Below are 21939 nucleotides of genomic sequence, written 5' to 3' on the forward strand. Positions count from 1 at the left end.
TTGCCGCAACTTCTGCGGCTATCCGTGATCCATGTACCCTTGGCGAATCTCCTCCCTTCCTCCGGGATTCGGCAGAAATGAAGCAGCCCGTTTTGAGCCTGTACTGGCCGGAATCAATCTTCTCCGTTCTGTTTCGGAAACAGGTCATCAAGCAGTTTGAGCATATCCCGGGCTTCCTCCAGGCCTTGTTCCGCCGCCTTGGCAATCCATTTTCTGCCTTCTGCCTCATCCTGCTCAGTTCCGTTCCCTGTCAGGTAAAGCAGCCCCAGCCCAAACTGGGCAGCCGGAACGTTCTGTTCCGCCGCTTTCCCGTACCATTTCACAGCTTCACGGTAATCCTGCTCCACGCCTGCACCTTTCAGGTACATCCGCGCCAAATGATACTGGGCGTTTGAATTTCCCTGCCGGGCGGACGCCAGATACCATTTGAAGGCCTCTTTCAAATCCTTCTCCACTCCCTGCCCCCCTTCATACATGGTCCCGAGATTGTCTTGAGCCGCGGCATATCCCTGTTCCGCCGCAAGGGCGTACCATTTGCACGCTTCCTTCAAATCCTTCTGCACCCCGTCTCCCGCCTCATACATGGTCCCCAGATTGTTTTGAGCCGCGGGATGCCCCTGTTCCGCCGCAAGGGCATACCATTTGCACGCTTCCTTTACATCCTTATCAACACCCTTGCCATTCTCATACAAAAGCCCCAACCGGTACCGGGCATCATTCTCTCCCTGGACGGCAGCCAGGGAAAACCATTGGAACGCCTCTTTCAGATCCTTTTCCGCACCCTGTCCATATTCATACAGGAGTCCCAGATTTTTCTGAGCGGAAGAATTGCCTTGCGCGGCGGAAAGAGAAAACCATTGGAACGCCTCCTTTGGATCCTGCGGAACGCCACGACCGTAATAATACATGGCTCCGAGGTTGTTTTGCGCCCATGCGTTTTCCTGCCGGGCGGCGGCGGAAAACCACTTGAACGCTTCTTTCAAATTCTGCGGGATTCCCATTCCTCTCTCATACATGACTCCCACGTTGTTTTGGCCGTCGGCCTCTCCCTGCTGCGCGGCGGACAAATACAGATCGAATGCTTTTTTTAAATCCTGCCGAACTCCTCTTCCCGTCTCATACATCTTTCCGAGGTTGCTCTGGGCCATTCCATACCCCTGCGCCGCAGCCAGGGAATATAATTCAAACGCCTTCTTCCAATCCTGCCGGACTCCGAGACCCCGGTCATACAGGGTTCCCAGATTATTTTGAGCAGCAAAATATCCCTGACGGGCAGCGGCGGAGAACCATTTGAAGGCTTCCTTGAAATCCTGAGGAACCCCGAGCCCCCGCTCATAGAGAATCCCCAGATTGTTCTGGGCATCGGCAAGTCCCTGCTGGGCGGACAAAGTATACCACCTGGAAGCCTCCTTGAAATCCTGTTCCATGCCCAGCCCTTCCGTACAACAGAGACCAAGCAGGTTCTGCGACTGGGGTATTCCGCGCATAGCCGCCAGAGTCAGCCATTTGACCGCCTTCTTTAAATCCTTCTCCGTCCCCACTCCCTTATAATAAAAATTCCCCACATTGTGCTGGGCCGGCGCATATTCCTGCCCGGCTGCCAGCAGGTACCATTCAAAAGCCTTTTTTGCATCCTGTTCCACACCTTCTCCGCATTCATGCATCACCCCAAGATAAAACTGGCTTTCCGGATCTCCCTGCTGCGCGGCACGGGAAAACCATTGAAACGCTTCTTTCAGATCTTTCCCCACCCCTTCCCCGGTATAATAACAAACTCCGGTCAGGAACTGTGCCCTGGCATTCCCCTGCCGGGCTGATGCCATGACGGAATCCGCCATGCGGCGGAAAAGAAAGAAAGATGGTCCCTTCCCCTCTTCAACGGGAGGAAGGGAGATAAGCGTCCCGGAAGCAGGCACCGAAGGAACGAGCAGCATCCATGCCCCCGCGAACCTGACGGCAAACCGGAATAACCGAAGTTTCCGGATGCCGGAAGACAGAGCGAAGGCACGCTTATAAACTAGATCGAAACAACCAGACATCATAGGAAGTACCGGATTTTTTTAACCGAAGGCGGCTTTCTGCCGTATGCCGGACAGACACATAATCATTCAGTGAAGAACAGGTTATATATCAGTAACCCAAAAAACAGGAGGGATCAAGAGCATATCTTCCACATTTTTCCTCCCCGTCCGGGGAGCCGGTCTTCCTTCCTCCCTTTTCATTTCCTTCTCCGGAACAATCTTTCAGCCTTCATCCTGTCTTCCGGCCATCTCGCGGTGCCTGCGGGCCAGGAAAAATCCGGTGGCCGCCCACAGGGCGGAAATAGCGGCCCCGCCCAGCATGGCAAGCGGGGAATGGCCGCCCAGAACGTCAAGTGAACGTTTCAGCCATGCGCTCGCGGCGTCCCCGCCGCGGTAAAGCACCGTATCTATAAAGCTTTTGGCCTTGTACTTTTCCTCCGGAGACAGCACGGAATTCAGCATTTCGCGTCCAGGCCGCACCAGGCCGTATTCTCCAATGCGCCGCGCTACCATCACGACGGCTGCCACGGCAAAGACCGGAGAAAAAGCCATCCAGACAAATCCCAGGGAAATGAGGACCGGAACCGCCACCAGCAGTGCGGATAGTCCAAACCTCCGGACAATGCGCCCGGCAAAAAACACCTGCAGCAGCATGGTACTCCCCTGAACAATGACATCAATGATTCCGAACACCCGGGTCTGCCGGACAGGATCGGGAAAGGCGGAAGCCACAGCCCGCATCAGTTCAAAGTACAGGAAGGTGTTGGTGCTGGCCAGAAGAACGATGAACAGCCCGATCCCCATCAGAAAGGGGGAACGGAACACGGCGGAAGCCCCGGTAAACGGGTTGCCGCCAAGGGGACGCGCCCGGCAATCCTCCGGAAAAGGCGCGCCTGCTTCCCCTCCGCTGGCCGGATTCCCGTCCCGCCAGCGGTGCAGATACATCCCCGCCAGAACCGCCAGCCCCAGAAGAATGGCGGCCAGGGCAAACAGCCATATGCTGTCCACTATTCCGGCCAGAGACGCCGTCACGGCAGGCCCCAGCACGGCTCCCAGGCTGCTGCCGCTGGCCACCAGCGCGAACAGGCGTTTCACCTGTCCTCCTCTCATCACATCCGCCAGCACGCTCCATGCCACGGATACGGCCAGCAGATTGAAAACGGACAGCCACACGTAAAACACCCGTGCCGTCCAGACACTGTCCGGACACGCCAACATGAGTGCGGCAAACATCCCCAGATTGAGAATAAAAAATCCGTACGTCCACGGAAGGATGGACCTTCTCGGCACGCGGCAGGCAATCCACCCGAACAACAGCTGAAACAGGAGAGATGCCGCAAACGTAGCCGTAAACAGCCACTGCAAATTCCGGACTCCGCCCGCAATGCCCATCATTTCCCGGACCGGGCGCAGCATGGAATACGCCAGGAACAGCAGAAAAAACAGCAGAATGCCTCCCGCCGCTGCAGGCAGCTCGGCCTCATCCATATTCAAGACCTTTTGCAGCAGGCGCCCCAGGCCTCCCCTTTTCCGATTGGACATGTCCGCAATGTACCATATTCCGGACAAACGCCTAACTCCAATTATTCCTTTTCCCTGAATTCCTTTCTCCGTTTACCGGCATCCCCGGTTCAAGCCGGAAGACGGGGGACTTCCATGAAAAAAGGAATCCGCGCATCTCCTTAAACGCGGATGAAAGCCGCTTCTTCAGGATATTGGACAACACCCCTGTCGGGCACGGAGAGCAGCCCCCAATCGCACGCCCATCCATCCGGCCGCCTCTCTTGTCCGGATTCCCGGTTCCTGGTTTTCTTCTGCGTTGAATGCATAATTCCTCCCTTTGAAAAATCCATTTCCCACTGGAAACATAAATTTCCTCAACATCCCCTTTTTCCCCGTCCAACTGGACTGAAAAGGGAACCCGTGGTATCCTGAGCCGTCTTCTCCGTTCACCCATCCGGTATCGGCCGGAACACGGACATTCCCCATGAAACAGAGAAAAATCATCCATGTGGATATGGATGCCTTTTACGCATCCATTGAACAGCGGGACCATCCGGAATACCGCGGCAAACCTATTGCCGTGGGACGTGCGGAAATGCGCGGCGTGGTAGCGGCGGCCAGTTATGAAGCGCGCCGCTTCGGGGTCCGGTCCGCCATGCCTTCCATGAAGGCGATGAAACTCTGTCCCAAGCTGATCTTCACCCGCAACCGCATGGACGTCTACAAAGCCGTTTCCGCCCAGATCCGCGAGATTTTCCACCGTTATACGGACCTGGTGGAACCTCTTTCCCTGGACGAAGCCTTTCTGGACGTCACGGAAAACAAGCCGGGAATCCCGCTGGCCGTGGAAATCGCCCGGCGCATCAAAAGGGAAATTCGCCAGGAACTGCGCCTGACGGCCTCCGCGGGGGTCTCCTACAACAAATTCCTGGCCAAAATCGCTTCCGACTACCGCAAACCGGACGGCCTGTTCACCATTCACCCCTCCCGCGCCGCGGAATTCATCGCGCGCCTGCCCATCGAATCCTTCTGGGGCGTGGGACAGGCCACCGCCGCACGCATGCACGCCCTGTCCATCACCAACGGAGCCCAGCTCAGGGAACGGGACCAGGAATTCCTGGTCCGCCACTTCGGAAAAATCGGTGTCCTATTCTACAACTTCGCCCGCGGCATTGACGAGCGCCCCGTGGAATCATCCCGCATCCGCAAATCCGTGGGCTGCGAACAGACCTACCGGGAAGACGTCACTAAAGCCCAGGCCCTGGAAAACAGCCTCCCCGTTCTGGCGGAAGAACTGGCGGGGCGCCTGGCGCGCGCCGGATTCCGGGGCAATACCCTGACCTTGAAAATCAAATTCCCGGACTTCGTCCAGAAATCCCGGAGCATTACCGTGCCGGACTGCCTGACGGACATGGAGGACATCCTGCCCCTGGCGCGCACGATGATGGAAGAACTGGATTCCGGAGACAGCACCTTCCGCCTTCTGGGCCTGTCCGTCTCCAACCCTCTTGAAGAACACCTTCCGGGCGTCTGGGAACAGCTTTGGCTGGATTTGGAATACTAATACCTCCACATACTCCCATATTTTCTGGTTTCTTCCCTAAAAAAGGACCTTATCCACAAGATATCGTGCCATGAATGAGCAAAACCGCATCTGCTCCGGTCTTACCCCCGTATGAATACGGAAGAACGGAAACACTGGATATCATGGATGGCGACGATCGCGGAAGGCGTGGCGGGCGTCATGGCCGTGGAAGGAGGAGTTCCCGCCTCCCAGAGCGTGCCTGATCCCGGTCCCTCCCGCAGGCGGCATCCGCTGACTGAAACGGAAAAGCGCATCATTGAGCATCAGGGAACGGAACCTCCCTTTTCCGGAAGATTCGTCAGCTTTTTCGAACAGGGCACCTATGTCTGCCGCAAATGCGGGGAACCCCTGTTCCGGTCGGAAGACAAATTCGATGCCGGCTGCGGATGGCCCTGCTTTGACGACTCCCTGCCGGACGCCGTCCGAAAAATTCGCCAGAACTCCGGCCAGCGCACGGAAATCACCTGCTCCCATTGCGGAGGACACCTGGGACATCTATTTAGTGGCGAACGTCTTACGCCAAAAAACATGCGTTATTGCGTCAATTCCCTTTCCCTGGATTTCCAGCCTGCTCCTCAACCAGTCATCGCTGGACACATATCCTGAAGACGGAAAAAGGAAGAGCTGGACACCCACCGGGAGTTCCATCAGGGGACTCCTGCGGCATTCCTCTTTCCGGACAGGCGTTTCCCTGAAACATCCATTCCTGCTCCCACGTAGTGACGTATCATGGGAATGTCCATCATACGCATCATTCCGGTCCTGCTCACACTCTTCCCGGCCCAATCCCCGGCAGCAGTTCCCAGAATCGCCATTCTGGGGGACAGTATCCCCTACGCTGGCTATTGGCCGGCTCTCCTGGAATCCGGCCTGCGGCAGAATTCCGCGTACAGGAATGCGGAAATCGTCAACTTTTCCCTTCCCAGCGAAACAGCCTCCGGACTTTCAGAGCCCGGCCATGCGCAGGGAGCCTTTCCTCGCCCCTGCATCCATGATCGCCTGGACGCCATTCTTTCCCGGTACAAGCCCACCCTGGTCATCGCCTGCTACGGCATGAACGACGGCATGATGCAGCCTTTTTCCAAGGCCAACTTTCAAGCTTACCAGAAAGGCATGGAACGACTGAAAGCAAAGGCAGAATCAGCCAAAGCCCGGTTCATCGCCGTGACGCCTCCCCTTTACATGGCGGACACGCCTGAAAAAGACTCCGCCCGCTACAACGCGGTTCTGGACATCTATGCCGGATGGCTGAACGGGCAGAAAAATAAAGGCTGGCTGGTGGCGGACATGCGCCCCGGGCTTTCCCGCCAAATCAGGACCGCCAAAGAAAAGAATCCCGGATTCATTTATGCCCCTGATGGCGTCCATCCCGGCCCGGAAGGCCATTTGATGATCGCCAGGTCCGTCTGGCCCGCAGTAGCTTCCTTCCTGAACCTCCCCCCGGACGTTCGTTTCCCGGAAGGAGACGCCTTCAGGAAAATCCTGGAGCGGCACAACCTCTTCAAACTGGCATGGCTGACGGAAACAGGCCATAAGCGCCCCGGCATTCCTGCGGGTGTTCCCATCGCCAAACTGCCCCGTATCCCGGAAGGCGCCAGCACCAAGGCCGGCCCTGAAGCCGGAGCGGCCCCTCAGCCCTGCTGCCTGAAAGATACGGTCCCCATTGTGGACTTCATCCTGGATGCCGTCCGGCAAACGGGCGCCTCCATGCTCCGGGAGAATAAGGGGCCAGACCGCACAGGGTCGTAAAAGCCTTTTGAAAAAACCTTTTTCAGGCCATGCTTCCGGCCTTCCGGGCCGCGGGGGATTAGCTTGACCTTTCCCGGAATGTCGTTTACTTTGGTTTAAGCATTATTTGCAACCACTCACACTTATTATGACCGACCGCAGAATTGTTATCACCGGCATCGGAGTGATCAGCCCCCTGGGCAATGATCTTGCAAGCACCTGGGAAGCCATGAAGGCCGGACGCAGTGGGATTGACACCATCAAATCCATGGACGTCTCCGATTATTCCACGAAAATCGCCGGTGAAGTCAAGGATTTCGACCCCACCCCCTATTTCAGGACTCCGAAGGACGCCCGCCGCGTGGACCGCTTCACGCACTTTGCCATGGGCGCGGCCGGAATGGCCTTGAAGGACTCCGGCATGGATCTGGAAGCCGTGGACAAGACGCGCATCGGCGTCATGGTCGGGAGCGGCATCGGCGGCCTCGGCACGCTGGAAACCCAGCACGCTACGCTTCTCTCCAAGGGACCGGCCCGCGTGTCCCCCTTCATGATCCCGTACATGATCAGCAACATCGCCTCCGGCCTCATTTCCATGGAATACGGTTTCGGCGGTCCCAACATGTCCATCGTCACGGCCTGCGCCACCTCCAACCACAACATCGGGGAAGCATGGCGCATCATGAAATTCGGCGATGCGGACGTCATGGTCTGCGGCGGGGCGGAAGCCACCATCCTGCCTACGGGCGTAGCGGGCTTCAGCAACATGAAGGCCCTCAGCTCACGCAACGACGAACCCCAGCGCGCCTCCCGCCCGTATGACGTGGACCGCGACGGCTTCGTGATGGGTGAAGGCGCGGGCGTCGTCATTCTGGAAACGCTGGAACACGCACAAAAACGCGGCGCCAAAATCTATGCGGAACTCGTCGGCTACGGCATCTCCGCGGACGCCTACCACCTCACCGCTCCGGATCCCGAAGGCCGTGGAGCCGCCCGCTGCATGCAGATGGCCCTGGACCACGCGGGAATGAAGCCGGAAGACATCGACTACATCAACACGCACGGCACCTCTACCCCCCTGGGCGACATCTGCGAAACAAAGGCCATCAAGGCCGTATTCGGTGACCACGCCAAAAACGGTCTGCTGATCAGTTCCACCAAATCCATGACCGGGCACCTTCTGGGCGCTGCGGGCGGCGTGGAACTGGCGGCCTGCCTCATGGCCATGCAGGACGGCATTATTCCGCCTACCATCAACGTGGATAACCAGGACCCGGAATGCGACCTGGACTGCGTGCCCAACAAGGCGCGTGAAGCCAAGGTGAACGCCGCACTGAGCAACTCCTTCGGGTTCGGCGGTCACAACTCTTCCGTCATCGTGAAGAAATTCTCCTGATTCCTTCCGGAACCCGGAATCTTCCCGGCGGAAGTGCCGATGCTTGTGTTTCACCGCAGTCATCGCGCTTCCGCCTTCTGCATTTTTACAACCATGGCCTCCAAAACACATCAGGACATTCTGCTCATGCGCTGGGCCCTGTTCTCCATAGCGGGGATCGCCCTCATCGTGGTGCTCTACTCGGTGGGGGTAACTCCCTCCTGGTCATTCGCCCTGAGAAAAGCCATGGCCCAGGCTCCGTTCCTGCTGTCCCCGGATGCCCCGGCCCTGTCCCCCGGCGGCGGATTCCTGCTGTGCATCCTGCTCACCCTCGGCGCGGCCTATAATCTGCTGATGATGCGCGGAATTCTTCGCAAATCGGCCGTTCTCGCCGCCTTCCTGCTCCTGCTGGCCTGTTTCACTCCGGCCCTGGGCCTCTGGGGCGTTTTCTTCAACTTTGTGCCCTGCCTGCTTTCCGCCGGAACTGCGGGCCTGCTGGCCATCCTGTGGCCCCTCCCGGCAAAGCCGGAACAGGGCCCCCTTTCATCTCATGAATAATCTGGATTATCCCCTGCCCGTGCTTGAACTGGTCGCCGCCCTCAAGCAATTGCCGGGCATCGGCACGCGCGGCGCGGAACGCATGGCCCTGTGGATGCTCCAGGGGCACATGGGAGAAGCGGAATCCATCGCCCGGACCATCGGCCAGGCGGCGGACAGTGTCACGCCCTGTCCGGTCTGCGGCTTTTTCAGCACGGCGGAAGCCCTCTGCGAAGCCTGCCGGGACGAGGAAAGGGACGTCCGGACCATCTGCGTGGTGGAACAGGCCACGGACGTGATTCCCATTGAACGCAGCAGCGCCTACCGCGGATTGTACCATTGCCTGGGGGGCAAACTCTCCCCGCTGGACGACGTTGAACCGGAAGACCTCAATATCCAGTCCCTGGTGGAACGGGTGGCCGGCCAGCCGGGGTGTGAAGTCATTCTCGCAACGGGGTCCGACGTGGAAGGGGAAGCCACGGCCACCTACCTGCACCACCTGTTGAAAGACCTGGACTGCAAAATCTCCCGCCCCGCCCAGGGACTGCCCGCCGGGTCCGGCCTCAGCCATGCGGATACGCTGACCCTGATGAAAGCTCTGGAAGGCAGAACCATGCTTTAACCGCCTTCTTTCGGCAGGAACAGCCATACGGACTGGATTGTAAGACACGGGTGCAGGACACTTCTTAAAAAGGGCAACAGGGAAGTGCTGGACATCTTTGGATTCGCGGATACCGATTGCATGAATCATGCTGGGGCTGCGTCTGTTTGCATTGGAGGGGAAATCACCTTTTTCTTTAGGATTGAGGCCAAAAAACAGCCAGGGTAAGGCTGGAATATGGCATTGATTATGTGAAGGCAAACGGCAGACGAAACCGTAAGATATTCCAGATATCCGAACTTTCCTTAGAGGAAAACGGTAAGCAGCCTTACACGAAAACCCATTCGTTTGAGGATGCAAGTACACGGAAGCATTACCCCGGCAAGCATTCGATTACGCTTATTGTGAATGGATCCGAACGGGGAACGCTGGATTTTGAGGTATTTGCCAAATAGAGCGCTCGCCCCCCCAGACCGCCGGAGTCATTTTCTTCGGTATCCCGTTTTATAATGTCACATGACTGGTCGCATTGATTAATGTTCGCCATTATCGGCATCATACACACCTCATTCGTACCCCTTTTTACATGAGAAAAGCCTATTTCATGCGGCTTGATTCAGCTTGCCATGAGATCATCTGCCTCCTCCTAACCGCCAATTTCCCTACTCAGGGAATAAAAAAGCTGCTCCCTTTAATTACAGGAGCAGCTTGAAAAACAGGTACACTGCGGGAGACATCATCCCCTGCGGCGTCTCAGCAGCAATACGGTCAATCCGGCCAGACCCAGGGAAGCCGTGGCGGGTTCGGGAACAGTATTCAATTCAATGGCCCCCAGCCCTACAAAATACCCATTGGTTTCCGCCCCCCGGGACAGAGAAAGCTCCATGGAATAAGTCTCTCCCGCCGTCAAGGTAACAGCCTTGTCCAGGGAAGACTCTTCCCTCACTCCGGAAGAACCGCCCCGCTGCCCCAGTGTCTCCACGCTGGCCTTCTGTGCGCCGGAAGGAGTGATATCCCCGGTTCCCGCATAAGTCAGAGAGGAATCGGCACAACTGGCCAGAACCGTATCCCCCAGTTTCAAATTAAACGTATACGCACCTTTGCGGTTGCTGTTCTGAATCTGATTGGAACCGTTGAATGTAAAAAGATTCAGAGCTATTGAATCAATGGTTACATCTTCCGTTACGGTGAAGGACAAAGTCAGGGTCCATGTACCTCCGGTCCCCACATTCACGTTGGGACTCAAAAAGGAATTCACATAATTGGTACCCGTTTTCTGCAACAACGCGGCGCCGGAACCATTGGTGACCGTTTGGCCTGTGATGGAAACACCTTCACTAACGGAAGGGTCATACAGGGCAGTCGTCGTTCCGGGATTGGCTTGGTAATCAAAGATAATCGCTGCCTGGGCCGTGCCTGCAAGCGCGATGAGCGAGGCGGCAAAAAATAAGGAGGGCTTCATCTTCAAGTATAGTTAACTGTGTTAAATAGTGTTTTTTTGCACCAATTCCCCATGGATGGTAACACGCTACGAATAACGGATTTCAAATCCGGTGGGCGGAAATGACGATGGAAAATAATTGTATCTCTTTAGATCTAGGTAATTTAGATAATGTATTGAAGAATGGGCTGAAATCACGGATATCTGGACAGTGTACAGATGAATTAATTTTTTTATTCTAATTCAACTATCTGTGTTGACGCCGGATTTGAAAACCCCTGCACAATTCCTTCTGATCGGCCATCATAATTGCCCTCCTGATGAGGGCCATTGGCCATCCCTTCCCAACTCATCCAGCCTTTCATCCATAGCTATTGTCATTTGCGTAAAGGATGAACCGTACGCACGGACCGGGCCGGGTTTAATCCCGGCCTCGGGAAAATTTGACCGCCAAATCCGTTAATCCGCGAGTCCGTCCACGCGGGCCCGGTCAAAATCCGCCGGACAAATAGTTACGTTTACCCGGTCGCCCGGTTGGAGAACATCCCTCAACGGCGCATTCTTCTTCTCCACGAAAGCCACGGTTGTCTTGCCATTAGGCAGGGCGGCGCGGAATGCCGTATCGGCAATGCGTTCCATAATAACAGCCACCGTCTGCACCGTATGGAAAGGATATGGTTTCATCAGCAAGCTCCATTTAGAGATTCATCAAGCCGTCCATCAAACCGCTTCCGGTCTTGAGCCCTTCTTCCGCGGCATCCCGAAGATTGGGCATCATCGGAACAGGAACCTTGTCCGCGGCAGGAATTCTGAATCCGTCCTCCCTCTTCTCGTCCTTGTCCCTGCCGTTCCCCGCCGCCTTGTTGAACAGGCGCGAGGCTACGTCTGCCGCCTCAGCCACTTTCTCCATGCCGATTTCCTTCAAACGTTCTCCGGCTGCCTTAAGCAGGCGTGCGGACAAATCCTCCGAAGGGTTGTCCAATGTTCCGCCAATGTTCACATTCGCCCAGACGAGCCCGGCCCCCCCGCCCTGGCGGGAAGCGGAAAACACGTCGGAAAATCCCGGAAGGGAATTCCACATGCCATCCGCCCGCAAGCCGACCTGAAAGCGCCCCTTTAAGGAACCGTCATCCCCTATTTCCAGCCAGCCTTCAACCCGCATGAGGTTCTCGCTCTCTATTACTACATCGGACACATGCCAGACTCCGTTGCCGTAGCGGAACTGGGCGGAAGCCTTGTGCAGGGCCAATTGGCGGAATCTGGAGGAATCGCAGAACAGGGCCAGCCTGTCCAGGACAGGCAGCCCGGACAGCATGCCGTTCTGCAGGCGGAACAGTCCGGCCACATGGGTCAGCCTGCCCTGATCACCGCGCAAATCCACGCCGCCGCTCACTTCTCCCTGGACGTGCTTCTTCCAGTCGTCAGCCAATATGGAAGAAGCGGGAATACTATTGATCACGACGTTGGCAGTCCAGGATGAGGTCATTCTGTCCCAGTCACCCTTGATATCCAAATAGCCGCCCGCATCGGTCGTCAGACGGCAGGAGGGAACCTTCAGGCGCCCGCTGGAGTGATTAAACTGCACCGTTCCGGACATCAGGGAAAATTCCGGGCAAAGTTTGAAAGGAACCAGCAGTTTTCCGCCGCGCAAGTCAAACCTGTACTGGCTGGAGCCGTCATCATGCGTGCACTCCACACCTGCCCCGTCCAGGGTATACAGATGGCCAGAAGTTCCGTAGGAAACGGAAAAGGAATTAATGCTTCCCTTCTCCAGCCGGAACGTATCCGGCAAAATGTTTTCTTCCACCCAGCTCTTGGGCCCGTCCTCCTTCTCCTTGAAGCGGAAGGGTACAGGAGACAACTGAAGCTTCAGCTCCGCAATATTGGCGGAATTGATGACAAAAGCGCGTTTCAGCAGGTCCCAGCGGCTGAACTCCGTTTCAATGGACCTGGCCTGGAGACTGGTCAGGAACTCGCGCCCCTGCATGGTCACCCCGCCGCACCGTATTCCGGAACCGTCCCACTCCAGGGGTTCGATCCGGGCGTCATCCACGTTCATGTCGTCAATCGCGGACTGGCGCAGCATGGACAGAAAAGAGTCGCTTTTCAGATAAGACCTCACGTACAGATAGGACCCCGCCACTCCGGCAACCGCCAAAACGGCCGCACCAAAAACACCCCACAGCAGCAGCTTTTTCCAGAGTCCTCCGGTTCGGGCCTTTTTTCTGCGTATCCTCCTCGTTCTGGACATGGTATCAGACTATAGCAAATACGCGCATGGTCAAGCCTGCGAATTCCCCCGCAAGGAGCCCTAAACCCTTGCCACGTGCAGATAAAACCGGAGGCCCTCCCGCACATGGCCGCCTGCCCCGGAGCCGCACGCCCGTCCCCTCCGCCTACCGGGGACCGTGATATATTTTGTGCCTGCTGGAAGCCATGGTGATGAAAACCAGAAACAGCACGTACGCCGCCAGGAATCCCATCGGGATCACGGCTCCGTGTTCCCCGCGGCCCAGGGCGGCTACGGGTGCCGCCTGCTTCACCCAGATATTTTCCGCCAGCCAGACCAGGAAAATAACCAGCAGCAGGGTAGGCGTCACATACTTCATGATGAAACGGTAAATCCTGGGAATCCGGATGACGGAACCGTCCTCCAGATCCCGCAGGCCGGAATCCACACCCAGCTTCCAGGAAAACAGAATCATCATCACCATGCCGCTCATGAAAAAGCAGAGAGTGCCAAGAAAAAAGTCATACGTATCCATCGCCAGCAGGTCCTTGCTGAACCACGCCACGACCAGCGTTCCCGTAGAAGCGAAAAAACCCTGCACCACCACGGCCAGCTTGCGCTTCAACCCCATGAATTCCTCAATAAACGCCAGCCCCACCTGCATCATGGAAATGGAGCTGGTCACCGCCGCCACGGAAAGCAGCAGGAAAAACAGGCTGCCGAATACCACGCTTGACCCCATCTTGGCAAAAGCCTGGGGAAGAACCATGAACCCGAGAGCGAAGGTACCCTGCCCGGCCGCGCCGGCCACCCCCAAAAACGCCACGGCCGCGGGCACGGTCATCATGCCGGCCAGCCCTACCTCGCACACCTCGTTCGAGGCAGAGGCCGACAAGGCGCTGAGGGCGATGTCCTCCTTTTTCCGCACGTAGCTGGCATACGTCAGAATCAGCCCCGTCCCCACGGAAAGGCTTAAAAACACCTGCCCGGCGGCGGCCACCCACAATTCGATATTCCGCAGTCCATCCCAAAGCGTCACCTTCGTGAGCCTCAGCGTTCCGTTGGACATCTCTACCTGGCGTCCGGCCTCCTCCATCGCTCCCGGCCTGGAGGCGGAAACCATGGAAACCGTTTTCCACTCCCCGCTTTCCGGCGTTTTTTCCTCCACCAGAACCTTGCTGGGGTTCCACATGTACCCCAGCCCCTGTTCAATGCTGCGGTCGGGATAATTCGGATCAGGAGTGCCGATGCAGAGGATGCGCACCAGCAATATCACGGAGACCAGGAGCAGCACGGGCATGAACCAGCGGGAAAACATCTCAATCCCCTTGCTGATGCCCCGGTAGATAATGCCCAGATTGATCAGAATAACGCCGCCCACGATCCAGAGCATTCCGTTGTCCGACAACAGGGCGCTTCCGTCTCCGGCCATGCCGGTGAAGGAGAAGAACGTCTGCGCCGTGCTCTCCGCCGTAACAAACAGCTCCGGCTGCGTCAGCATTTTCCAGAAGTAGCCGAAGCACCACGCCTCCACCACCATATAATAAAAAGCCACGGAAGAGGGCCCCAGCACCGCCAGCACGCCCAGGAACTTCCACAGCCTGGACCCTTTCGTCAGGTACCAGAACACGCCGGGGGCGCAATGGGCGCCCTGCTGGCCGCCCCTGCGCCCGATGGACCATTCCGCCCAAGCCACGGGCACGCCCACCAGAACCAGCATGATGCCGTAAGCCACCATGAACGCCCCGCCGCCGTATTGGGCGGCCAAGCCAGGAAAACGCAAAAAATTGCCCAGTCCCACGGCGCTTCCGGCCACGGCAAGAATCACTCCTATCTTTCCGGACCATTGGTCCTGCTGCGCCTTCAGGGATGACATGCAGCCAATACTGACAAAACAAGTCTCGTTTTCAAGAGAAAACAGGCCCTTTTGCCACTTGCGGAACGTCATTGCCACTTGACTTCCTCTCGTTTTTTGGAATCATTCTTTTAGAACCAAACCAAAAAACATATCATGCTCCTCATCGGAAAACCAGCACCTCATTTCAGTGCAAACGCAGTCGTCAACGGTACCATCGTCCCGGATTTCAGCCTTGACCAGTTCAAGGGAAAAAAATATGTGATCCTCTTCTTCTATCCGAAGGACTTCACATTCGTGTGCCCCACGGAACTGATCGGGTTCCAGGAGGCGCTCGGCGAATTCGACAAGCGTGACGTAGCCGTCGTCGGCTGCTCCACGGACAGCGAATTCTCCCACTGGGCGTGGGTGAACACCCCCCGCGAACAGGGCGGCATCCAGGGCGTCAGCTACCCCATCGTGGCCGACATCAACAAGACCATTTCCTCCGACTACGGCGTTCTGGCCGGCAACGAGGAAATCGATGAAGACGGCAACATCGAAGTCTCCGGGGAAATGATCGCCTACCGCGGCCTTTTCCTGATTGACAAGGACGGCATCGTCCGCCACCAGCTCATCAATGACTTCCCGCTGGGCCGCTCCATTGAAGAAGCCATCCGCGTCGTGGACGCCCTCCAGCACTTCGAGCTGTACGGAGAAGTCTGCCCGCTCGGCTGGCACAAGGGTGAAGCCGCCATGACTCCGTCTCACGAAGGCGTGGCCAGCTACCTCAGCAAGTAACCAGCATTTCAAGCAGCTTCAAGGCTGTTCCGCATTTTGCGGAACGGCCTTTTTGATTTTTCATGCACCGCGGAAGGATCACAATGCCGCCGCCCCTGTTCCAGAGTTATATTCACCTTGTTGTCGGCAATCAAGTAGTTGATTGCATCCTGCTCATGGTCGCCTGTTTCATCCGCCGGGATAAGACTTCTGCCAGCTTTCCGGTAGGAATCCCGTCTATCTTTCAAGCCTCTACGGCCAGTTTCAATTTCTGCATCCGCCCAGCAGAGCCTTCCGCTCCGCTTCCCGTGAAAAATTTTGGCACCGCCTCCTGCTCCGCCTGATTGCCGAAGATTCTGGACTTGGTCCCCTGTCTTTTCTCCCACGCCGCATGCGCGGCCCTGGCCTCCGTTTCGGAGTCTTCAAAATCCGCCTCACAGCTTCTCCCGTCCTTTCCCGCCACAGTGACGGCAACCGTGCGTCCGGAGGGGGAATGACACTGCTTGAAGCGTTCAAACCGGGTCCCGGCTTTTCTGAAGCCATCCCGGAATGGGTATTAACCGGCGGCACGTCCGGTTTCCAAAAAACGTGAAGGTCCGGCTTCAGCAGAAACGGCAAGGACAGCCAGTCCAGCACATCCCATAATGAGGTAGTTTTATTCATGTTGATCTAAAACATTTTCCACTGGGGACCCGGCTCCTATCCCCATATTTGTCTATCTTCATGCACATTCCCCAATCCTTTCCCTGAAAATGTTCCCGTCATAAAACGGGAAGAATACGCGCACGCCCCTTGAGCCGCATGAACGCCTTTGCTACACACTTGGCATGAATGCGGACTTCATGGCAGCAGGCCCCACGGAAGACATATGGACAAAAACCATGGACTTTCTGAACATGCCGGACTGGCTCAAGCTGGAGATGGTGCAGTCCGCCGGGGCAAAAATCGTGCATGTGATCATCTGGCTGGTCATCAGCTGGATTCTTTTGAAACTGTTTTGCCAGGTGCTCCGCAAAATCACCTCCATGAAAATGTCTCCGCAGGCGTCCCGCCTGACGGTGAAAATCGTCAAAAACGCGGGTTATATCATCATCGGCGTGGAGGCCTTCGCCCTGATGGGGTTTGACATCCTCACCCTGCTGGGTGCGGCCAGCATCATCGGCGTGGCCGTGGGCTTCGCCTCCCAGACCTCCCTGTCCAACATCATCAGCGGCCTTTTCCTGGTAGGGGAAAAGCAGATCAACCTGGGAGACATGATTGAAGTGGACGGAATTACCGGCAACGTGGACTCCATCAACCTCATGTCCGTCCAGCTCCGGCTGCCGAACAATACCATGGTGCGCATTCCCAATGAAATGATCATCAAGAATCCGGTCAGCAACATCACCCGTTTTTCCACGCGCCGCTGCGATTTGACCTTGGGCGTGGATTATAACTGCGATATTGAGCACGTCGTAAGCGTCCTTCAAGAAGTAGTCAAGGAAAACAAGCTCTGCCTGGACGACCCGGCGCCACTCATCATGTTTTCAGGTTTTCAGGACTCTTCCCTGGGTTTCACGGTAGGGGCCTGGTGCCTGAAGGACAACTTCCTGGACTGTCAGAAAACCCTGGCGCACGATATCAAGCACCGTTTTGCGGCGGAGGGCATTTCCTTCCCCTTCCCCACCCGCAGCGTGGAGAGCAGAACCCCCATCAAAGTGGAAATCACCGGCACGCCAGAGAAAAATCAGTAAAGCTATTCTTTTTGCTTTCTTTTTCCCCCGTGAAATTTCAATCTTGTCTGCGTAAAAGCCGCATTTATGTCTGACACACCAGCACCTGTTTTTAAAAGAATACTTCTGAAACTCAGCGGGGAAGCCCTGCGAAGCCCTGGAAGCATGGACAATATCTCTCCGGAAATCGTCGCCCGCATCGCTGAAGAAATCGCACAGGCGCACCGCGCAGGCGTCCAGATCGGGCTGGTAGTGGGCGGCGGCAACTTCTGGCGCGGCGCCAAGGCCAGCGTGCGCGGCATGGACCGCGCTACGGCGGACTACGTGGGCATGCTTGCCACAGTCATGAACGCCCTGGCCCTGCAAAGCGCGCTGGAACGCGCCGGAGTAGCCTGCGTGGTTCAATCCGCCATTGAAATGAAAAACGTGGCGGAATCCTTCATCCGCCTGAAAGCCCGCTCCTACCTGGACAACAACAAAATTGTCATCTTCGGCGCCGGCACGGGCAACCCCTTCTTCTCCACGGACACCACGGCCGCCTTGCGCGCCAGCGAGATCAACGCGGAAGTCGTGATGAAGGCCACTTCCGTGGACGGCGTGTATGATGCGGACCCCAAGAAAGTTTCCGGGGCCAAGCGCTTTGACTCCATCTCCTATCAGGAATGCCTGGAACGCCAGCTCAAGGTCATGGACTCCACGGCCTTCACCCTCTGCATGGACAACAAAAAGCCCATCATCGTATTCGACATGCACACTCCGGGCAACATCACCCGCGCCCTGCTCGGGGAGCCCATCGGCACCACGATCTGCTGAACCCGGCGGAAAAACCTTTCAACCATACAAAAAAACACTTAGCATCAACCATCATATGGACGCAGAAACATTACTATTGGAGACGGAGGAAGCCATGCTCAAGGCCGTGGACTTCGCCAGGCAGGAATTCTCCGGCGTACGCACGGGCAAAGCCTCTCCCGGCCTTGTGGAAAACCTGGACGTGCACGTATCCAGCTACGGCTCCGTTATGAAGCTGAAGGGCCTGGCCGTCATCAGCACGCCGGAACCCCGCCTCATCCTCATCCAGCCCTTCGACCCCAGCACGGCCCACGACATCGGCCGCGCCATCAATGAAAGCAAGCTGAACCTCAATCCGATCGTGGAAGGGCGCTCCATCCGCCTGCCCATCCCCGCCCTGACGGAAGAACGCCGCAAGGATCTGGTGAAGCTCGTCAAATCCCAGGCGGAAGAAGCCCGTGTGCGCGTGCGCGGCGCCCGCAAGAATGGCATGGACTCCGCCAAAAAGCTCAAGACGGACAACATTGTGACGGAAGACGGCCAGCGGGACCTGGAAACGCAGATCCAGAAGCTCACGGACAAGTATGTCAAGGAAATTGACGATCTGGTAGCCGCCAAGGAAAAGGACATCATGACCATCTGAGCCAGCACTCTTCACCACCCAACCACTTCACGACAATGACAGACAATGTAACGAACTTCCTCGCCTCCGGCATTGAAATCAAGGGAACCATCCGTTTCCAGAATGATATGCACATCGACGGAAAAATCGAAGGCGAAATCATTTCCGACAAGGGAAAAGTCACCATTGGTGAAACGGCCCAGATCAAGGGCGACATCACCGCCGGAGACGTGCGCATTTACGGCAACGTGGAAGGCAAGGTCACTTCCGACCGCTGTGAACTCAAGCAGCAGGCCCGCGTCGTCGGAGACATGAAGACCCGCAGCCTGGCCATGGAAGAAGGCGCCCATCTGCTGGGCCGCACGGAAATTGGTTAAAGCACGGGAAACCCATTTTCAAGCCGTTCCTCCGGAAGGAGGGACGGCTTTTTTCATGACCGGAACGGATATTCCTTTCCTCCATGTTCCCGGAAAACCTCCAGCCGTAACAAAAGAAAGGCTTCCGTCTCCGGAAGCCAATGCCGCAGAACCACGGCAAATGCCGCTCATTTACGGATTCTCCGGACGCACGATGGACCAGGAACGGGGCTGTGACGGGTCCAGAATCTTTCTGATAAAGCCATTCACCTGCTCCACGGTCATGTTCCTGATGGCCCGGGTCTGCTTTTCAAAAGCGTCCAGCGGCAGTCCAAACAGAATATCCAGAGCCAGCATCTGGCACAGCGTGCCATTGGACTGCATGGCCAGTAGACGGGAGGACAGCGCGGAAGCCTTCGTACGCTCCAGCTCCTCTTCCGTCATTCCTTGTTCGTAGATCATGGACAGCGTTTCCTCCAAGCGCCTTTCGGCTTCCTCCAGATGTTCCGGAGAGGTCCCCAGGTAAAAGCAGATGCCCCCGGCATCCATGCCGATGAACAGGGAGGAACTGGCATAATAGGCCAGACCCGCTTCTTCCCGGATGTTCGTGAACACAGGACCAGCCATGTCCCCGCACCACGCCTGGAATATCAGGGCCATCGCCATGTCCGGGGAGACCACGTCCACCCCCGGCACGCCCACCACCAGAACGGCCTGCTGCTTGTCCAGCACGGTGACTTCCCTTCCCGACTTCAGGGCGGGCGTAGGGGCAAGCACGGGCGGACTGCCTTTTCTCATGGCTCCCATATGTTTTTCCAGCAGGGGAAGCACTTTATCCTTCATCACATCTCCGGAAATGCATAACACGGCATTGGAGGCGCAGATAATGCGCTCGTACTGTTTCCTGATATCCTCCACCGTCAGGGAGGAGAGGCTTTGCGCCGTTCCCGCCGGGGAATTGCCGTAGGAAACATTGCCGTAGGCCACGTGCCGTTCCTGCCTGAACGCCACGGAAAGAGGGTCTTCCATATCTTCCTCCGCATCCGCCACAAAGGTTTCCTTTTCCTTGAGGAAGGCGTCTTCCGGGAAGGAAGGATTCATCACGACATCCGCCATCAGCTCCAGGGCGGCATCCAGGTCTTCCGCCAGCGTCTGGCAGCCCACGCTCAGGGAATTGTTGCCCGTAGAGGTGTTGATCGCGCCGCCGATGTCTTCCAAAAACCGGGCAATGTCCGCCGCGGAGCGGGTGGTAGTACCCTTAAGAAGGCATTCCGACATCAAATCCGTCACGCCCGCGTTCCGCTCATTCTCCGCAGGGCATCCGGCCTTGAACACCAGGCAGGCATAGGCCAGCGGCAGCCGGTGGTCTTCCCGGACAACCACTTTCAAACCGTTGGGAAGCACAAGCTCGCTCAGAACGGCATCCGTTTCCTCACTGCCGGCAGGAACCTCCTCCGCATTGCTGCCCAGCGGGTCCAGGCTGACTTCCGTCACATTCGGGGAGGACAGCCATCCGGCGCACACCCGGTGCAGGTCTTCCGAAGTCACGCGTTCAATGGCCTCCTGCCATTCGGAGGACAAGTTCAAGTTGCGCGCGCCGAACCAGTCCGCCCCCATTTCCGAGGCCATGCCGGAAGCCGAGCTTTTGCGGCGCAAACGGCTCACTCTCGTCTGCTTGCAGACTCTCTTGAGGTCTTCCGTGAAATCTTCCCGTTCCAGATTCCGGAGTTCCTGGAGAATGAGGTCCCGCACCTTGTCCCGCTGGGCACGGTCCACGTCCATGGTAATGGTGAACGCTCCTTCATCGGACTCGGACTGGTTGGAATGCACTTCAATGCTGTATACCATCCCCAGCCGGTCATGGAATTTCTCATAAAACCGCGCGGAACGGCCGCCGCCCAAAATGCTGGCCAGGGCAGACAGCGCCGGCGTATCCGGATGCGCGGAACAGGGCAGACGCCACGCCAGGCTTAATTTGGAATAAGGTACCGCAAACTCCTTCCGCACCGTCCGGGAACCGAACTGGTGGGGCTCGTGCGGCAACGGCTCCCGGTTCAGAGGCCGCGCTTTCAAATCCTCCACCAGCAGTTCCAGGTGGGACAAAACCTCCCTGGCATCCACATCCCCGGCGATTGAAAGCACCACGTTGTTCGGAACATAGCGTGAGGCGTGATACTCCAGCACGTCCTCCCTGGTCAGGGTGTCGAACACCTCCGGTTCACCGAGCACGGGCCAGCGGCGGGGATGTTTCAGATACAGCGTCTGCATTAAAAGCTGGTAGGCCACGGAATCCGGTTCATCCGCGTACATGGCCATTTCCCGGCGCACCACTTCCTTCTCCCGTTCCAGCTCCCCTTCCGGGAAAGTGGGGGAAAATACCAGCTCCGTCAGCAGATTCAGGAAAACCTGCCAGGACTCCGCCGGACCGTCTATATAGAAAACGGTGCGGTTAACGCTCGTATAGGCATTCCAATGGCCTCCCCGTTCCTGCACCTTGCGGGCCAGATCCTGCCCGGAGTAATTCTCCGTCCCCTTGAACACCAGATGCTCCAGCAAATGGGAAATCCCGCTGCCCTGCAAATGCCCCTCGTTCATGGAGCCCGTGCCCACCCAATATTGAAGGGATACCACGGGATGGGACTTGTCCTCCTTGATCAAAACCGTCAAACCGTTCCCAAAACGGTGCATCACAGGTTCCTTAACTGAACTCATATTTTTCACTCTGCCCCAAGAAAAGTGGCTGTGCAAGCCGCCGCTCCGTCCGCACTCCCGCACTGTCAGACTTCTTCATCCCGCCCACAGAACAAATGAATACAGAAACA

General features: G+C 57.0%; 18 protein-coding genes and 1 pseudogene. 12 read left to right on the forward strand and 7 right to left on the reverse strand.

Translation table 11 applies throughout. The features are described 5' to 3' along the window. Positions 1 to 113 precede the first annotated feature (113 nt). Complete coding sequence (locus V3C19_RS09835; protein ID WP_161981395.1) at positions 114 to 1838, reverse strand: tetratricopeptide repeat protein; 1725 nt, start codon at positions 1836 to 1838, stop codon at positions 114 to 116. Positions 1839 to 2243: 405 nt separating this feature from the next. Beyond that, positions 2244 to 3509 carry an MFS transporter gene (locus tag V3C19_RS09840; protein WP_343203838.1) on the reverse strand — a complete coding sequence of 422 codons (1266 nt, stop codon included), beginning with the start codon at positions 3507 to 3509 and terminating at the stop codon, positions 2244 to 2246. 499 nt (positions 3510 to 4008) lie between these two features. Between V3C19_RS09840 and dinB the strand changes: the two genes are divergently transcribed. From dinB to V3C19_RS12870, 7 genes and pseudogenes are all read left to right on the forward strand, one after another. Continuing rightward, the gene (dinB, locus tag V3C19_RS09845; RefSeq protein ID WP_130084483.1) at positions 4009 to 5088 is read left to right on the forward strand and encodes a DNA polymerase IV; all 1080 of its coding nucleotides are present in this window, start codon (positions 4009 to 4011) and stop codon (positions 5086 to 5088) included. 111 nt (positions 5089 to 5199) lie between these two features. Then, on the forward strand, positions 5200 to 5715 hold the full coding sequence (msrB, locus tag V3C19_RS09850) for a peptide-methionine (R)-S-oxide reductase MsrB (protein WP_295932564.1): 516 nt from the start codon (positions 5200 to 5202) through the stop codon (positions 5713 to 5715). Positions 5716 to 5844: 129 nt separating this feature from the next. Continuing rightward, on the forward strand, positions 5845 to 6858 hold the full coding sequence (locus V3C19_RS09855) for a GDSL-type esterase/lipase family protein (protein ID WP_330937081.1): 1014 nt from the start codon (positions 5845 to 5847) through the stop codon (positions 6856 to 6858). 127 nt (positions 6859 to 6985) lie between these two features. Continuing rightward, a complete protein-coding gene (fabF, locus tag V3C19_RS09860) occupies positions 6986 to 8233 on the forward strand; it encodes a beta-ketoacyl-ACP synthase II (RefSeq protein WP_130084485.1) in 1248 nt (415 codons plus the stop codon). 93 nt (positions 8234 to 8326) lie between these two features. Further along, the gene (locus tag V3C19_RS09865; protein ID WP_130084486.1) at positions 8327 to 8770 is read left to right on the forward strand and encodes a hypothetical protein; all 444 of its coding nucleotides are present in this window, start codon (positions 8327 to 8329) and stop codon (positions 8768 to 8770) included. Beyond that, positions 8763 to 9371 carry a recombination mediator RecR gene (gene recR, locus V3C19_RS09870; protein ID WP_130084487.1) on the forward strand — a complete coding sequence of 203 codons (609 nt, stop codon included), beginning with the start codon at positions 8763 to 8765 and terminating at the stop codon, positions 9369 to 9371. The genes V3C19_RS09865 and recR overlap by 8 nt, the downstream gene beginning before the upstream one ends. Positions 9372 to 9380: 9 nt before the next feature. Beyond that, positions 9381 to 9805, forward strand: a pseudogene (locus tag V3C19_RS12870) (hypothetical protein); the annotation flags it as partial. 281 nt (positions 9806 to 10086) lie between these two features. Here V3C19_RS12870 and V3C19_RS09875 read toward each other — a convergent pair. The 4 genes from V3C19_RS09875 to V3C19_RS09890 all read right to left on the reverse strand — a co-directional run bounded on the left by V3C19_RS09875 (position 10087) and on the right by V3C19_RS09890 (position 14897). Next, entirely contained in the window at positions 10087 to 10812 is a 726-nt protein-coding gene (locus tag V3C19_RS09875) for a PEP-CTERM sorting domain-containing protein (protein ID WP_295932569.1), read from the reverse strand. Between the two features lie 438 nt (positions 10813 to 11250). Next, the gene (locus tag V3C19_RS09880; protein ID WP_130084489.1) at positions 11251 to 11475 is read right to left on the reverse strand and encodes a hypothetical protein; all 225 of its coding nucleotides are present in this window, start codon (positions 11473 to 11475) and stop codon (positions 11251 to 11253) included. Positions 11476 to 11488: 13 nt separating this feature from the next. After that, positions 11489 to 13042, reverse strand: coding sequence for a hypothetical protein (locus V3C19_RS09885; RefSeq protein ID WP_295932573.1), 1554 nt, complete (start codon positions 13040 to 13042; stop codon positions 11489 to 11491). A 145-nt stretch (positions 13043 to 13187) separates the two neighbouring features. After that, positions 13188 to 14897: a sodium:calcium symporter gene (locus tag V3C19_RS09890; RefSeq protein ID WP_161981664.1), complete on the reverse strand. Its 1710-nt coding sequence runs from the start codon at positions 14895 to 14897 to the stop codon at positions 13188 to 13190. Positions 14898 to 15029: 132 nt separating this feature from the next. Between V3C19_RS09890 and V3C19_RS09895 the strand changes: the two genes are divergently transcribed. The 5 genes from V3C19_RS09895 (at position 15030) to V3C19_RS09915 (ending at position 19138) form a co-directional block, all read left to right on the forward strand. Then, entirely contained in the window at positions 15030 to 15656 is a 627-nt protein-coding gene (locus V3C19_RS09895; RefSeq protein WP_161981439.1) for a peroxiredoxin, read from the forward strand. Between the two features lie 821 nt (positions 15657 to 16477). Next, positions 16478 to 17368 (forward strand): mechanosensitive ion channel family protein, encoded by an 891-nt coding sequence (locus V3C19_RS09900; protein WP_161984055.1) that lies wholly within the window; start codon positions 16478 to 16480, stop codon positions 17366 to 17368. Between the two features lie 66 nt (positions 17369 to 17434). Beyond that, complete coding sequence (gene pyrH / locus V3C19_RS09905) at positions 17435 to 18160, forward strand: UMP kinase (protein WP_295876000.1); 726 nt, start codon at positions 17435 to 17437, stop codon at positions 18158 to 18160. Positions 18161 to 18215: 55 nt separating this feature from the next. Beyond that, positions 18216 to 18782 carry a ribosome recycling factor gene (gene frr / locus V3C19_RS09910; RefSeq protein ID WP_067571688.1) on the forward strand — a complete coding sequence of 189 codons (567 nt, stop codon included), beginning with the start codon at positions 18216 to 18218 and terminating at the stop codon, positions 18780 to 18782. A 35-nt stretch (positions 18783 to 18817) separates the two neighbouring features. Beyond that, the gene (locus V3C19_RS09915; RefSeq protein ID WP_012420356.1) at positions 18818 to 19138 is read left to right on the forward strand and encodes a polymer-forming cytoskeletal protein; all 321 of its coding nucleotides are present in this window, start codon (positions 18818 to 18820) and stop codon (positions 19136 to 19138) included. 171 nt (positions 19139 to 19309) lie between these two features. On the opposite strand, the gene V3C19_RS09920 is transcribed toward V3C19_RS09915, so the two are convergent. Further along, positions 19310 to 21829, reverse strand: coding sequence for a pitrilysin family protein (locus tag V3C19_RS09920; protein ID WP_295876003.1), 2520 nt, complete (start codon positions 21827 to 21829; stop codon positions 19310 to 19312). Between the last annotated feature and the right edge of the window lie 110 nt (positions 21830 to 21939).

The organism is Akkermansia sp. AE01SA01, assembly GCF_036417395.1.
Taxonomy (GTDB): Bacteria; Verrucomicrobiota; Verrucomicrobiia; order Verrucomicrobiales; family Akkermansiaceae; genus Akkermansia.